This window comes from Gabonibacter massiliensis (assembly GCA_001487125.1).
GTDB lineage: Bacteria > Bacteroidota > Bacteroidia > Bacteroidales > Marinifilaceae > Gabonibacter > Gabonibacter massiliensis.
The window spans coordinates 965251-979004 of the sequence record LN913013.1 but is presented as its reverse complement, the minus strand read 5'-3'; the positions used below and the strand labels follow the sequence as shown (position 1 = coordinate 979004).

The 13754-nt window shown below is 42.2% G+C and carries 12 protein-coding genes; 7 read left to right on the top strand and 5 right to left on the bottom strand.

Annotated features, from left to right (window positions below; genetic code table 11):
• Positions 1-29: 29 nt before the first annotated feature.
• A complete protein-coding gene (locus BN3283_RS08390) occupies positions 30-956 on the bottom strand; it encodes a lytic transglycosylase domain-containing protein (RefSeq protein WP_041504315.1) in 927 nt (308 codons plus the stop codon).
• Between the two features lie 102 nt (positions 957-1058).
• Positions 1059-2390: an MATE family efflux transporter gene (locus BN3283_RS08385; RefSeq protein WP_041504316.1), complete on the bottom strand. Its 1332-nt coding sequence runs from the start codon at positions 2388-2390 to the stop codon at positions 1059-1061.
• A gap of 114 nt (positions 2391-2504) precedes the next feature.
• Between BN3283_RS08385 and BN3283_RS08380 the strand changes: the two genes are divergently transcribed.
• Entirely contained in the window at positions 2505-2954 is a 450-nt protein-coding gene (locus tag BN3283_RS08380; RefSeq protein WP_059026368.1) for a GatB/YqeY domain-containing protein, read from the top strand.
• A 156-nt stretch (positions 2955-3110) separates the two neighbouring features.
• Positions 3111-4610, top strand: a complete 1500-nt coding sequence (hydG, locus tag BN3283_RS08375; protein WP_082032919.1) for a [FeFe] hydrogenase H-cluster radical SAM maturase HydG — start codon at positions 3111-3113, stop codon at positions 4608-4610.
• A gap of 40 nt (positions 4611-4650) precedes the next feature.
• Here the strand turns inward: hydG and BN3283_RS08370 are convergent, their stop codons facing one another.
• The 3 genes from BN3283_RS08370 to BN3283_RS08360 form a co-directional block, all read right to left on the bottom strand.
• A complete protein-coding gene (locus BN3283_RS08370; RefSeq protein WP_059026367.1) occupies positions 4651-5400 on the bottom strand; it encodes a hypothetical protein in 750 nt (249 codons plus the stop codon).
• Between the two features lie 114 nt (positions 5401-5514).
• On the bottom strand, positions 5515-6903 hold the full coding sequence (locus BN3283_RS08365; RefSeq protein ID WP_059026366.1) for an MltF family protein: 1389 nt from the start codon (positions 6901-6903) through the stop codon (positions 5515-5517).
• Between the two features lie 36 nt (positions 6904-6939).
• On the bottom strand, positions 6940-8919 hold the full coding sequence (locus tag BN3283_RS08360) for a putative porin (protein ID WP_041505169.1): 1980 nt from the start codon (positions 8917-8919) through the stop codon (positions 6940-6942).
• A 78-nt stretch (positions 8920-8997) separates the two neighbouring features.
• On the opposite strand from BN3283_RS08360, the gene BN3283_RS08355 reads away from it, so the two are divergent.
• From BN3283_RS08355 to BN3283_RS08335, 5 genes are all read left to right on the top strand, one after another.
• The gene (locus BN3283_RS08355) at positions 8998-10704 is read left to right on the top strand and encodes a glutamine--tRNA ligase/YqeY domain fusion protein (RefSeq protein WP_059027217.1); all 1707 of its coding nucleotides are present in this window, start codon (positions 8998-9000) and stop codon (positions 10702-10704) included.
• A gap of 89 nt (positions 10705-10793) precedes the next feature.
• Complete coding sequence (locus BN3283_RS08350; RefSeq protein ID WP_041504321.1) at positions 10794-11663, top strand: YitT family protein; 870 nt, start codon at positions 10794-10796, stop codon at positions 11661-11663.
• A gap of 119 nt (positions 11664-11782) precedes the next feature.
• Positions 11783-12247, top strand: a complete 465-nt coding sequence (locus tag BN3283_RS08345; RefSeq protein ID WP_147625565.1) for a hypothetical protein — start codon at positions 11783-11785, stop codon at positions 12245-12247.
• Positions 12248-12396: 149 nt separating this feature from the next.
• Positions 12397-13038, top strand: coding sequence for an MBL fold metallo-hydrolase (locus BN3283_RS08340; RefSeq protein ID WP_059026364.1), 642 nt, complete (start codon positions 12397-12399; stop codon positions 13036-13038).
• A 1-nt stretch (position 13039) separates the two neighbouring features.
• The gene (locus BN3283_RS08335; RefSeq protein WP_041504324.1) at positions 13040-13747 is read left to right on the top strand and encodes a 5'-methylthioadenosine/adenosylhomocysteine nucleosidase; all 708 of its coding nucleotides are present in this window, start codon (positions 13040-13042) and stop codon (positions 13745-13747) included.
• The last annotated feature ends 7 nt before the right edge of the window (positions 13748-13754 follow it).

The window sequence follows — 13754 nt, the reverse complement described above, 5'->3', positions numbered from 1 at the left end:
ACAGTAATGCAAATTGTGTGCCGCTTCGATTATCTGTATTTTTCAGGCTGTCGGGGAATCGCAATATAATAACTTTTCTTTCCGGAAGCATGTAAAGTGTTTGCCCTGAGCCAAGGATTAAAACGTTTTAAAGTTTTGTAAGATATTCCGTGAGTGTTGGCAAAGTGAGCCAGATCTTTGATGTTTTTATTGACTTTGACTTCTTCGCATTTTTCTACTTCATATTTCTCCGATACGTGAAAATCGTATAAATGGGGGTTCTCTATGATTTGTTTCATCGCCATGATCCGGAAGACATATCTTCCCGTCTCTTCTCCTAAAAGAAGGTCATAATAATTGTTCTCTTTTTGAAGATTGATTTGTCTTGTTAACATGTTCATTCCGGCATTGTAGGAAGCAGCGGCCATTACCCAAGTACCGAATTTCTCTTTTGCTTTTTTCAGGTACGCGCACGCTGCCCGCGTCGATTTTTCAATATGATACCGTTCATCTACAATTTTGTTCACTTCCATACCCAGCTCTTTGGCCGTACCGCTCATGAATTGCCATAAGCCGACGGCTCCTGCGGGAGAGACGGCCAAGGGGTTCAGGCTACTTTCGATGACGGCGAGGTATTTGAAGTCATCCGGTATTCCCTCCTCTTCCAATATGGGTTCTATGATGGGAAAATACCGGGAGACATTCTTTAATACCTGAATCGTATGGGAGTGTAAATAGGTGTTGACGATTAGTTCCTTGCGGAATGCTTCTGCAATGTCGGTTCTTTTTAAAGGTACATATTCGCCTGCCAAATCGAATGTTTCCGGACAATAAATATCCGACGGCTTCAACATAGGAACAACCTTGGATACGTGTTGTATCTCTAACGTGACAGGACGGTAAATAAGGTAAATGACGGCAGCCGTATCGAGTAGTACGATAAGGAACAGGATTTTTATAATGGTTTCTTTCTTCACTTCTTTTCTATTTTAATTCTCGAATATAATATATTTATACCTATTTTCCTTGCAGATGTAGTCATTGACAGGTACTTTTTAGGTTAATATAAATTCCCTTAATTATAATTTGTGCTTTTGCCAGCGGAAATGTTTCATATAGAGTAACGAGATAAAGCCGATACACAAGCCGTAAGTGACTTCCACCGTCCATACAGATTCGACTGACGTTTGCAGTACGCTTGCCAAAAACCAAATCTGGGCAGTATACAGGATAAGTACGAAGGTCTCGAGGATGAGAGCGTGAGAGGTATTTCCCGTTCCGGAGATAGCTTCGAAAAAGGTGATGCCGAAACAAAGGGCGAGTGCGGCCAATCCGACGACATACAGGGAGTTGACGGATGCTTGTATCAGTTCGCTGCTATCCGAATAGATGGACAGTACTTGTTGTGGAAATAGATAACAGATGGCTAATATCGGGAGAACACTTAGCATGGAGAGGCGAATGACCTTTGTGAGCATGGGCATAACCTCTTTTTGTCTTTGTTCTCCTATTAGTCTGCTTGTCAATGTATTGGCTGTGGCCCCGAAGCCGAATACCGGAATGACGATGAGCATATAAACGCTTCGGACTACAATGGTAATGGCGATGGGCCGTTCGCCCATATGCTCCACCAGGATGAAAAAAATAAACCAGGTCCCGAAAGAGAGAAGTTTTTGTAGCATGGTGGGAAGAGCTGTCTTTAGAATCGTTCCCATAAGCCATCCTTCTATTTTGTGAAAACTGAACAGGGCATATTGTTTGAGAGGGAGTTTAAGTAGGGTATACAGGGTGAAAAAAAGAAAGGCGGAAATTTCTGCCATAACGGAAGCAAGGGCTGCTCCACCGACTCCCAAGTTTGGAAAACCGAATTTCCCGAAGATCAGAAGGTAATTGAATAGCACGTTTACGGTAGCCATAACGGCTGTCGAATACCCGATGATCTTGGTATTGGATAATCCGATATATAGGGCCCGGTAAAGGAAATTAAAACAAACGAAAATAATACCGTAATGCCGGAATGACATATATTCCATGGCGGCAGCATATATATTGGGTGAGTGGATTGCTGTTTCCAACAGCTCTTTGGTAAAATAATGCTGTACAAGAAAAAGGGACGTACCTAAAAAAGCGACGAAAAATAACCCGTGCTCGAATACGACTCCGATTCGATTAAGCCTTCCTTCTCCGAGACGTCTTGCCACGATAATTTGGATACCGATGGAAAATCCCCAAGCTAAAGTCGAAAAGACGTAATAGTAGATTCCGGCTATGGCTGAAGCTCCGAGAGCTATCTCGCTGACTCTCCCCAGAAAAGCGGTATCGGTAAGTGTAATTAAAGTTTGTGCCAAACTTCCCAATATGATAGGATAGGCGATGTTCCATATGATTTTGTTGCTTATGCTTGTCTTCATCCATGTTTTATTTGAGATACAAAATTACACCTTGTTTACGAAAATTGAAAGCGGGAGATTGAAAATGCGAGAATTTAATAGTAACTTCGTAAGTTCAAAATTAAAAGATATCAGATGACAATAGAAGAAAGAGTTAGCAAGGGCATCATGGAAGCCATGAAAGCTAAGAACACGGTACGTTTGGAAGTATTGAGAAATATAAAGAAAGTGTTTATTGAAGCTAAAGCCGTTCCGGGGGCGGGAGATTCGATTCCCGACAGCGAAAGTGTGAAGATCATACAGAAATTGGCCAAGCAAGGTAGGGACGCCGCGGTTATTTATAAGCAGCAGGGTAGGGAGGATCTGTTTTCCCATGAAATGGCGCAGGTTGAAGTACTGAATGAGTTTTTGCCCCAACCGTTGACGGAGGAAGAGTTGATAGCTGCACTGAAAGGGATTATAGAGAAGACGGGAGCCACGTCGGCTAAAGATATGGGCAAAGTAATGGGAATTGCTACCAAAGAGTTGGCTGGCGTTGCCGAGGGAAAAGTTATTTCGGCAAAAGTCAAAGAGTTGTTGGGTTGATCGCTTACGAGTAAAAAGGCATTGATTTTCTCTATCTCTCCATCGAAAATAAGAATAGGATAATACTGTAATAATATAAAATTAATGCTGATCTTTGTCAACAGGAAAAGAATCTGCGATTTATACTCGTGTGAATCGTAATATAAAAATATAGAGATGGACGTAAAAGATTGGACAAAAAATGTGATTAAACAGGCTGAAATCGATAAATACTTGGTCAATGGAAAAGATTTTATCGATGAAGTCGAGATATTTGAGGAGCTTGAACGCCAAAAAAATCCCGACAAGCAAAAGGTGCGTGATATTATAAAAAAGTCGTTGGAGATTAAGATTCTGACTCCTGCCGAAACGGCTACTTTGTTGAACGTGGAGGATCCGGAGTTATTGCTGGAGATGCAGGAAGCGGCCTTGGAAGTTAAAAGACGGGTATACGATAATCGTATCGTTTTTTTCGCTCCCCTGTATCTGTCGAATCTGTGTGTAAATAGTTGTGTGTATTGTGGTTTCCGTGCAGAGAATAAGGAGGAGAAACGGCATGTTTTGACTATGGATGAGGTACGCGAGGAGACGGCAGCCGTTATTGACGAGGGACATAAGAGGATGATAGCCGTCTACGGAGAACACCCGAAAAATAGTGCCGATTATATGGCTGATTCCATTTCAACGATCTATGCAACTAAACGGACGACTCCTACCGGGAACGGGTTTAATAATATTCGTCGGGTGAATGTGAATGCGGCGCCCATGGAGATAGCGGATTTAAAAAAGTTGTGGCGTGCCGGTATCGGTACCTATCAGGTATTTCAAGAAACTTACCACCGTGGACGTTATGCCGAACTACATCCGGCTCATACGATTAAAGGAAATTACGGGTGGAGGCTTTACGCGATGCACCGGGCTATGGAGGCCGGTATCGATGACGTTGCTATTGGAGCCTTGTTCGGTTTATACGATTGGCGTTTTGAAGTGATGGGGTTATTGTATCATGCTTTGGATCTGGAACGGCAATTCGGTATAGGACCTCATACGGTTTCCTTCCCTCGAATGCAGCCTGCTCCTGGATCTTTTATCAGTGAACATTCACCATATTTGGTAACGGATGAGGCTACAAAGCGGTTGGTAACTGTTATACGTCTGGCTATTCCTTACACGGGATTGATCGTGACGGCCAGAGAGAATCCCGAGTTCAGGAGAGAGTTGATTCATATGGGATGTACGCAGACTGATGCTTCTTCTAAAATAGGTATTGGAGCCTATTCGAAGAAATTGCGTCAAGAGGAGAATTCGGATAAAGTCCAGTTTATGCTGGGAGACCAGCGAAGCTTGGATGAGGTGATTCGGGAATTGGCCCAGGATGGAATGATTACCTCTTTCTGTACGGCCGGTTATCGTTGCGGGCGTACGGGGGACAAGATTATGAATTTGTTGGAAAAAGGTGTGGAGGGAAAATTTTGTAAGCTGAATGCCGTCTTGACGTTCCGGGAATATCTGAATGATTATGCTTCTCCTGAAACCAAAGCGATCGGAGAACAATTGATTGAAAGGGAATTGCAGGAGATAGAACACACCTCTTTCTTTACGGATAAGAAGTTGTTACCCACGTTCAAATCCTATTACGATCGTATAGCTAAAGGGGAACGTGACTTATACATGTAGTAAAGGACTCTTTAATATTAAAATTGCCTTTTTGATTCATTCAAAAAGGCAATTTTAATGTAATGCGTTCGGCTTCTTTTTGTCTTTTAATCCTCTCTTTTTCTCCTCGCCGGAAAACATATACTAAACCGTAATATTCACATTTCTTACGACGTTCCTCCTCGTCCTCTATTTCCATGTAATAGTTTTCTATTTCATTCCATAAGGTTAAAATATACTCATCCGCTTCACTACGGAATTGAGCTACTTCTGCGCAACAACGTGCCGAGTTCTGTTGGAATTGTTTTTGAGAAGCATATCCCTGTTTAAAATTTTCATAATTGACTTTTACTAAAGCGATGGAAGGGCTATAGACAGGATTACCTCCTCCGTTACGGGTCCGTTCCTGTTCTCCGTTGATAATCTTGGCTCCCCATTCCAATAAATCCTGTTCGCTAATCAGGGGAGGGAGTTTCGAATTGTTTTCATCTAACCCGTAAAAGGTTCTGGCCGAGGATTTCAATTCTCCGCGGGCAATAGTAAAATTCAATACCTGTAAAAAATGGGATATGTATAATTTTGCTTTTCTGGTGTATTCAGCGTATTTTCGGCTGTTAACGTTTTGTTTGTCTCTCGCGACCTGTGAATTGGTAATGGCCGTTTTGAATTTGGGTAAAAAGAACTCTATTTTTTGTTTCAACGAAGGAGAAAAAGGCAAATCGTTGAAATCCGAGGATGCTTCGTTCTTCAATGCTGTTTCCAAAGCACGTATCCTGGCCGCATCCGTATTGGGTAATCTTCTGTAAGGCATGATATTCCTATAATTATAAAGTATGACAAGTTCTAAATGCGAAGGTATGAAAAAAAGATGTGGGAATCAATAATTCGTACAATGAGTTTTGTTAAATTTGACTGAGTTTCAATTTTATTCCGGAATTGTGTTTTTGTAATGGGAATAATTTTCGAGGATATTATTTACAAAATCATAAGCTTGTTTGCCGTCACAATACCCATGCCGGATTAATGTATCCCGATAGAACTCGGGATTAGACTTGTGGAGTAGAAAGTAATCGACATTATTATTCCATACATAGGGATTCTTATTGTACGCTTCGGCTAATTTCATCGCATCTATGACATGTCCGGGGCCGGCATTATACGCGGCTAACGTGAATTTGATCAGGTCTTCTTTTTTCAACGGGTATTTGGAAAATATTTTTTCCAAGCGTTTGAGATAAGTTGTTCCTGCGCGGACATTATCCTTAGGATTGGTATAATCTTCGATACCGAGAGTGAGGGCTGTTTCCGGCATGACTTGCATTAATCCTACGGCTCCTAACCATGAGACGGCTTCCGGATTAAATCCGGATTCTTGGAAAATAACAGCGGCCAATAATCGCCAATCCCATCCCATCGTTTGGGCTGCTTTTTTTATGATGGGATCAAAACTCGATATCTTGCCGTTTTTTAATTTGTAGTATTTGGAATTGTGCAGGGAGGTCACGTAGCTACTATTGAAATATCGGTTGTATAGAACATTGAATTTGCCGCTTTTTTTAATGTTGTTTAACCACGCGTTTAGTTCGTCGGTAAGGAGAATTCCGTTTAGTGCAGTCCCCCAGGCAATGGGAAATTCGTCGGATAGGCCCAGGCTGTAATCCAGATAAGGCATGTAATGTGCGGCTATTTTGGCAATATTATGGTCTGTAACGGTGAATTCCGCTTCCATGTTTTCTACCATGACCAGAATGTCTTCATACGTCGCCTCCGTTAGGGGAGAGATATTGAATTCCGAATGTAACGAGTCTTTCAACTGTTGTAAAAATTCTTCATAGAAAGTACCTTTTTGGATGTAAATGTCTTTACCCGATAGTTGCGATAGCGAATCGACGTGTTCCTTTCGTTTTTTATTTTGTACAAGTACACTATGGGTTTTGAATAGAGGATTCGTGAAAAGGATTCTTTTCTTCCGGTTTTCGGTGACGGATAGACTCATGGCAATCAGATCGTATTTCCCTTCGTTCAATTCCTGAATGCACTCTTCCATGTCCGAGTTTACTTCGACATGCAGCTTTACTCCGAGATATTCGGCAAAATCTTTGACGAGTTCGTAATGAAAGCCTTTTGTGACACCTTTGTAAACATAGTAGTCGGTCGTGTTATAGTAAGTGCAGACATTCAATACGCCTCGCTTCGTGATTTCTTCCAATAGACCCGACCGGGGAAATACAAAAGGCTCCTTTTGTTTTACTTTGCAAGCGTTTAAGCAGCATAAGAAAAACAAGATGTATGTAATCTTTTTTACAACGTACATACAACAAATATAGGAAATGATCTGTAAATTATCAAATTAGTCAAAGAAATTCCATCTTAAACCAAATTTTACGGTTGCCGGTCCGATGGCGTAATTGGTAGCCGAAAGGTAGTTCCGGTTGCCGAAGAATTCATTGAAATGATCGTATTTGACAAAAATATCCGCCCGTTTTATATTTAACGTGAGGAATACGTCCATCTTGGGATAATTGCCGATTTTCTCTTTCCTTTGGTTATAAAATTGCATGATGGAGGGCATATAGGCGTCTGCATAGAACTTGGTCGTGTAGAAAACATCGATACCGAATTGCAGGCCTAACACCCTTTTGAATAGACGATTTTGATAATAGTTGTGGGAATATAGGGCAATCTGGGGAAGTGCAAGTATATCTTCCTTATTGCTGACCTGATAGTAGACTTTTTGATCGAAATAAAAATTGCCTAACCTGAAATTTTGTTTTACCCAAGCCGTGAATACCATTAAGTTCCCGTCGTATTGCCGGGGCATGGCAGTCGTATCCAGATAGATGTATCCTTTGGTATTGTTTAAGGCGATGCCGACTTCTGTACGGCGACGAATATTCCGGTATTTTCCTTGTAGTTGGTAGGAATGAATTTTTCCGAAGTTATTTTTCCAGATGTTATGATTTCCCATGTAAAGCTCATAAAATGGGTTGGGGGTTTTATTTTCCAATGATGCATTGATCGTTACCGACGAATTTTTTCCCCGGTTCAGGTATTGTGTGATCTCTCCCTGTAAGTTATAATCCGTATTGTAGTCGCCGAATAAACAGTAGGCGGCCCATATGTCGAAATTAAACAGGGAGTTGGTGTCTACGTTAAAGGTTCCGGCTGTCAAATAAGTCCCCGTGTACTTACTGCTTCCGAAATCGTTCGTTGTCGTATCCTGATCTATATTGATTCGTTGGTGATAATTCAGGTACTTGAAATTTAATCCGGCGTATATACCCGGTAAGTATTTGTACTTGGGATGTTCATTCACGATGAGTTTGGTCGTGATCTCGAACCGTTTGTTGTTGACGATATCCGCATTGGACATGCTGTCGATATAAGTGTTCGGGAAAAAGGATGTTTCTACGGATTTCTCCTTGAATTTGTACTGGTTATCTTGAACATTAAAGGATAATACCGCTTTCATCGGATAGACGATGGTCGTGTCCGTACGGGCGGAGTCCCGTTGGGTAACGATCTCTTTTCCCTTCCCGATGTTGTATTGGCCTAAAGTATAAAGATTGAAATTATAAAAATTGTTTCGAGGTTCACTGACGAGATTCGTCGGGATTAATTGCGAATCCAAGGTCGTATCCCGTAAAAAGTAGAGATCCTGAATTCCTCCGTTTTCAGTATAGTGGCCGACATTTTGGTTGATGAAAAAAGATATGGCTACCCGTTTTAGCTCGTAAGAAGAAAAGAACGAGAGATTGTAGGTTTTGGACTTTTGGTAAGAGTAAGCCCCGAGTCCCGATATGATATTGTAGCGGAAACCGGCACTCCAATAAGGACGGATGTTTTGGACGTGCCATACGTCTAACAGGTCTTCTGATTTGGTACGGCCTCCTCCGTTGAAGTAGTTGAGTTGGGTGAAAGGGGTTGTCGTGTTGTATTCCAAGGCGTCTTCCGGTTTGAAGATATAAGCTCTTACCCGGTTCAGAGGGAAAAAATCTTCGCTTTCGATCCGGTTGATAAAGATATTGGATTCATAGGCCGAAGGTAAATTGCCCAAGTAGGTATTGGAAACGCTTTGTTTAAATATGGGATTGAAGTTTTGGATTCCATCCGTAAGAGTGTCCAAAGGGATGAATTTTTTATAAACACCGTTGTGCATCCATCTCCAAGTCATACGATAATGTTTGACATCGGGCTTTTCTACGGAATCTTGTTCCATTCTTCTGTCCCGGGGATCTCTTTCCTCCTCGTTGTCATAGTCATAATCGCTCTGTGCCAGCGATATGATAGAGCTTAGACAAAATATGATGATATAAAATAATTTTTTCATGGCCTGCAAATATACAGAAACTTTTAAAACTCTCATAAATTAATTACCTTTGCGACTCGTATGTTAAATAATTTTAGTATGGATAAGAATCATCTCGTATCAGAAGAAGAGAATGAAGTGAAATCATTGAATTTCATAGAACAGATCATAGAAGAGGAGCTGGCAGAGGGCAAGAACGGAGGACGGGTGCACACGCGTTTTCCGCCGGAACCTAACGGTTATTTACATATCGGCCACGCGACGTCGATTTGTCTGAACTTCGGTTTGGCGGCCAAATACAACGGGAAATGCAATTTACGTTTCGATGATACCAACCCGTCGAAGGAGGATGTGGAGTATATTGATTCGATATTGGGGGATATCCGGTGGCTGGGATTTCAATGGGAAGGAGAACCTCATTACGCTTCTGATTATTTCCAACAATTGTATGATTGGGCGGAAAAGATGATTATGGAGGGAAAGGCTTATGTGGACGATCAACCGGCAGAAGTAATCAGCGCCCAACGGATGACGCCTACCGAACCGGGAGTAAACAGTCCTTACAGAGACCGGACTCCGGAAGAAAATCTGGATTTGTTCCGGAGAATGAAAAGCGGAGAGTTTCAGGCCGGAGAGAAAGTGTTGCGGGCCAAAATAGATATGGCCTCTTCTAATATGTTGATGCGCGACCCGATCATGTATCGTATTATGCACGTGGCTCACCATCGTACCGGCGATCAATGGTGTATTTATCCCATGTATGATTTTACGCACGGGCAAAGCGATTACCTGGAAGGGATCACTCATTCCATATGTACCTTGGAATTTGAAGTACATCGACCGTTATACAATTGGTTTTTGGATCAGTTGATCGAAACCGAATATCGTCCCCGGCAGATCGAATTCGCTCGTCGCAATCTGAGTTATACGGTGATGAGTAAACGTCGTTTGTTGGAGCTGGTGCAGAAGGGAATCGTGGCCGGATGGGACGATCCCCGCATGCCGACTATCTCCGGTTTGCGTCGGGCCGGGTATACTCCCGAATCCATTCGTAATTTTGCCGAAAAAGTGGGCGTTGCCCGCCGGGAAATAGTCGTGGATATGGCCTTGTTGGAGTTTTGTATACGGGAGCATTTGAATAAGGTGGCCCCTCGGGTAATGGCCGTGTTGGACCCCGTGAAGGTAGTTATCGATAATTATCCGCAAGGACAGACTGAATACGTGGAGATCGAAAATAACCCGGAAGACGAGAGTGCCGGAACACGGGCAGTCCCTTTCTCCGGAGAACTCTATATCGAGCGGGATGATTTTATGGAGAATGCTCCGAAAAAGTTTTTCCGTATGACGATCGGAAATGAGGTCCGTTTAAAGGGAGCTTATATCGTAAAATGCGAAAGCGTGGAAAAAGATGAGGAGGGAAACGTGACGACAATCCATTGTACGTATGACCCGGATACGCGGAGTGGTAGCGGGATCAATAGCAACCGGAAAGTAAAGGGGACTTTGCATTGGGTTTCCGCGGCGGAAGCTATCGATGCGGAGGTGCGATTGTACGATCGCCTGTTCAAGGATCCGGATCCTGCCGGGCATAAAGATATTGATTTTAAGGAATTTTTGAATGAAAACTCTTTGAAGGTGCTTACTCGTTGTAAGCTGGAACCGAGTTTGAAAGAGGTGAAGGAGGGAGATCGTTTCCAATTCCAGCGACTGGGATATTTTTGTGTGGACAAGGATTCGCAGCCGGGGAAATTGGTGTTTAACCGTACCGTGGGATTGAAGGATACTTGGGCAAAACAGAATAGTTAATTACTTGATATTAATGAGATGTACGATTTGCAATGCCGGCTTTTTCCGGCGATTGTAAATCGTAATTTGTACTTTAAAATTAAAACTAAATGTTGTCGAAAAAGAAAGTTGTATCGGAAGTCAGGGCATATGTATTGATTACGATAGGTCTGATGATGTATGCTTTTGCCGTGACCGCCTTTTTAGCTCCTCAAAAGATTGTAGGAGGCGGGGTGACGGGTATAGCTACGATTATTTATTTTTTATCGAATGAGTTGATTCCTATCGGTGTCAGCTATTTCGTCATCAATTTCTTGTTGGTGGCTATCGCCATGAAGATATTGGGTCCCAAGTTCGGAATTAAGACGATCTACGCGATATTCATGAGTTCTTTTCTATTGGGAATACTGCAGAGTTATATCCGGGAACCTCTGTTGGAAGATCGTTTCATGTGTGCCATCATCGCCGGTATCATGTGCGGTGCCGGAATCGGAATTTCTCTGGTAAACGGGGGAAGTACGGCAGGAACGGATATCATAGCCATGATCATAAATAAATACCGGAATATCAGTCCGGGTAAGATTATCATGTATATCGATGTGGTAATCATCGGTTGCAGTTATTTTATCGAAGGGAGTTTTCAGGATATTATGTACGGTTACGTGGTCATGGGAGTGGTTTCTTATACCATCGATATGGTATTTACCGGGCAGATGCAATCCGTGCAATTCCTTATTTTTTCGGATAAATACGAGGAGGTGGCTAATTCCATTACCCATGATCTGAAGCGGGGGGTGACTGTTTTGGATTGTTTGGGCTGGTACACGGGATCGGCCCGAAAAATGTTGGTAGTGGTGGTCCGTAAAAGCGAGATGCAAAATATCATGCGGGTGACCAAATTGGTCGATCCGGAGGCATTTTTAACCATGAACACGGTAATGGGGGTTTACGGTAAGGGATTCGATACCTTAAGACCTTAACCCTGAATATTATTTTAGAAAATCCTCCCCGGTTTGCAATAACAGATCGGGGAGGATTTTTATGACTGTTTATGTTTGCGGAAGTGGTTATTGGATGTAAAGATTAATGTAAAAATAGTATGATAAGGTTTTTTGTAATGGTTATTTTCTTTTTCCCTTTGCTTTTGTTGCAAAGTAAAGAGGAAGGAAGTATTCCGGTGTATGTTTTAATAGGAAAAAATTCTGAAAAAATACAATACATGAAAGAATGTAGGGAAAATTATGGCTACATAGTTTATAGTTTTACTTTTAGAGATGTATCTGATTTGGAATGTATTTTTATTAGGCATACCAATATGCGGGAAGATTATTTAAATGATACATTAATCAAATCCCGTTCTTTTTTGGATAGTATCTCTTATTATGATGAAAAATGGTTGTTGTCTTCCCCCAAAGTCGATATTTTAGATAATTGGAGGAACCGGATTTATGTGATTGATACAACCAGCTTAGGACGAGACTCGATTGTTTTGCGCCGATTTGATTTTTCGGCAGAAGAACCTACGGATGATGTCATCATGGAGGAGGAATTTAAATTTAATTAGATAATTTATTTTTTCTTTGGATCGTCCTTGGTTGTACTTAAGCGATGCGGGAAGATTTTTGTTTTATGATTTTTTGATTTTCATCAAGTCATCCTCCGTTATAAATCGTAAATCGTATTATCTTTGTAAGAGATATAAAATGGAGAGAGATGGAAATAAAGGTATTTGTAAATAATCCGTGGCAAGAGAACACGGTCGTATTGTATGATGAGACGGGTGAGGCCGTGGTAATAGATTGCGGATGTTTTTCGGAAGAAGAACGTCTGCGGGTGAAGGATTTTTTAGCGGATCATCATTTGAAACCGGTTGCGTTGCTGGATACCCACTTGCATATAGATCATATTTTCGGGAACGATTTTATGTTTAATGAATACGGTTTGTCGGCTCAAGCTCATCCCGCGGATGCTTTTTGGGTAGAGGATGCGGAAAAGTATGCGGCCATGTTGGGGGTACGGGGGATTACTCCGCCACCGGCCTTGGGTGATCTTTTGGAAGACGGCCAGATCGTTCGTTTCGGTCATTCGGAATTGGAAGTCATTCATGTCCCCGGTCACTCTCCGGGTGGCGTTTGTTTTTATAGCAAAAAGGATAAGTTGTTGATTTCCGGTGATGTGCTATTTGAGGGGAGTGTCGGACGGGCGGATTTACCGGGTGGCAATATGGCGGAACTTTTGGATGGGATACGTGCTAAATTGTTTGTTTTACCCGATGATGTACGGGTAATTCCGGGACATGGAAGGGAGACAACGATCGGAGCGGAAAAGAGATATAACCCTTTTTTTCAGGTTTGAGATGAAAACGATTGGAATTATGGTGGCCATGAGTTCGGAATACGAGCTGGTCAGGTCGCTTTTAACGGGAAAGCAAGAGAAAGAGCATCATGGGATATGTTTTTTGGAAGGACAGGTAGAGGGGTGTCGGGTTGTTTTGGTGAAGTCGGGGATCGGTAAAGTATGCTCGGCCGTGGGAACGGTTCTGTTAATTCGGGATTATGTTCCGGATGTCATTATCAATACCGGGGTGGCCGGGGGAATCGATCCGCTTACTCGGGTGATGGATATTGTGGTCGGAAAGCAGATGGTATATCACGATGTTTGGTGCGGAGAAGGAAATGAATACGGGCAAGTACAAGGATTACCGTCCCGGTTTGTATCGGATGAGGAGCTTTATCGGGTTGCGTTGGATATTCCTCATGAAGGACAGGTATATGGCGGGTTGATTTGTAGTGGGGATCAGTTTATTACGGATCAGGCGGCTTTAGCTAAAATAAAAAAGAGATTTCCGGAGGGTTTGGCCGTGGACATGGAATCCTGTTCTATCGCTCAGGTCTGTTATTTGATGGATATTCCTTTTTTAAGTTACCGTATCATTAGCGATACCCCTGGAGTGGAGAATCATTCCGGACAATATCGAAACTTTTGGGAAGAGGCCCCTAAACGTTCTTTCGCAATGTTGAAAGAGTTGATTACGCGTGTCGGAAAAATGAAAGCAAGGATATAAAATGGAA

Excerpts from the sequence above, each read along its gene's own strand:
- BN3283_RS08385 (WP_041504316.1), bottom strand. The coding sequence starts at position 2,390 with ATGAAGACAAGCATAAGCAACAAAATCATATGGAACATCGCCTATCCT.
- BN3283_RS08380 (WP_059026368.1), top strand. The coding sequence starts at position 2,505 with ATGACAATAGAAGAAAGAGTTAGCAAGGGCATCATGGAAGCCATGAAA.
- hydG (WP_082032919.1), top strand. The coding sequence starts at position 3,111 with ATGGACGTAAAAGATTGGACAAAAAATGTGATTAAACAGGCTGAAATC.
- BN3283_RS08370 (WP_059026367.1), bottom strand. The coding sequence starts at position 5,400 with ATGCCTTACAGAAGATTACCCAATACGGATGCGGCCAGGATACGTGCT.
- BN3283_RS08365 (WP_059026366.1), bottom strand. The coding sequence starts at position 6,903 with ATGTACGTTGTAAAAAAGATTACATACATCTTGTTTTTCTTATGCTGC.
- BN3283_RS08360 (WP_041505169.1), bottom strand. The coding sequence starts at position 8,919 with ATGAAAAAATTATTTTATATCATCATATTTTGTCTAAGCTCTATCATA.
- BN3283_RS08355 (WP_059027217.1), top strand. The coding sequence starts at position 8,998 with ATGGATAAGAATCATCTCGTATCAGAAGAAGAGAATGAAGTGAAATCA.
- BN3283_RS08350 (WP_041504321.1), top strand. The coding sequence starts at position 10,794 with ATGTTGTCGAAAAAGAAAGTTGTATCGGAAGTCAGGGCATATGTATTG.
- BN3283_RS08345 (WP_147625565.1), top strand. The coding sequence starts at position 11,783 with ATGATAAGGTTTTTTGTAATGGTTATTTTCTTTTTCCCTTTGCTTTTG.
- BN3283_RS08340 (WP_059026364.1), top strand. The coding sequence starts at position 12,397 with ATGGAAATAAAGGTATTTGTAAATAATCCGTGGCAAGAGAACACGGTC.
- BN3283_RS08335 (WP_041504324.1), top strand. The coding sequence starts at position 13,040 with ATGAAAACGATTGGAATTATGGTGGCCATGAGTTCGGAATACGAGCTG.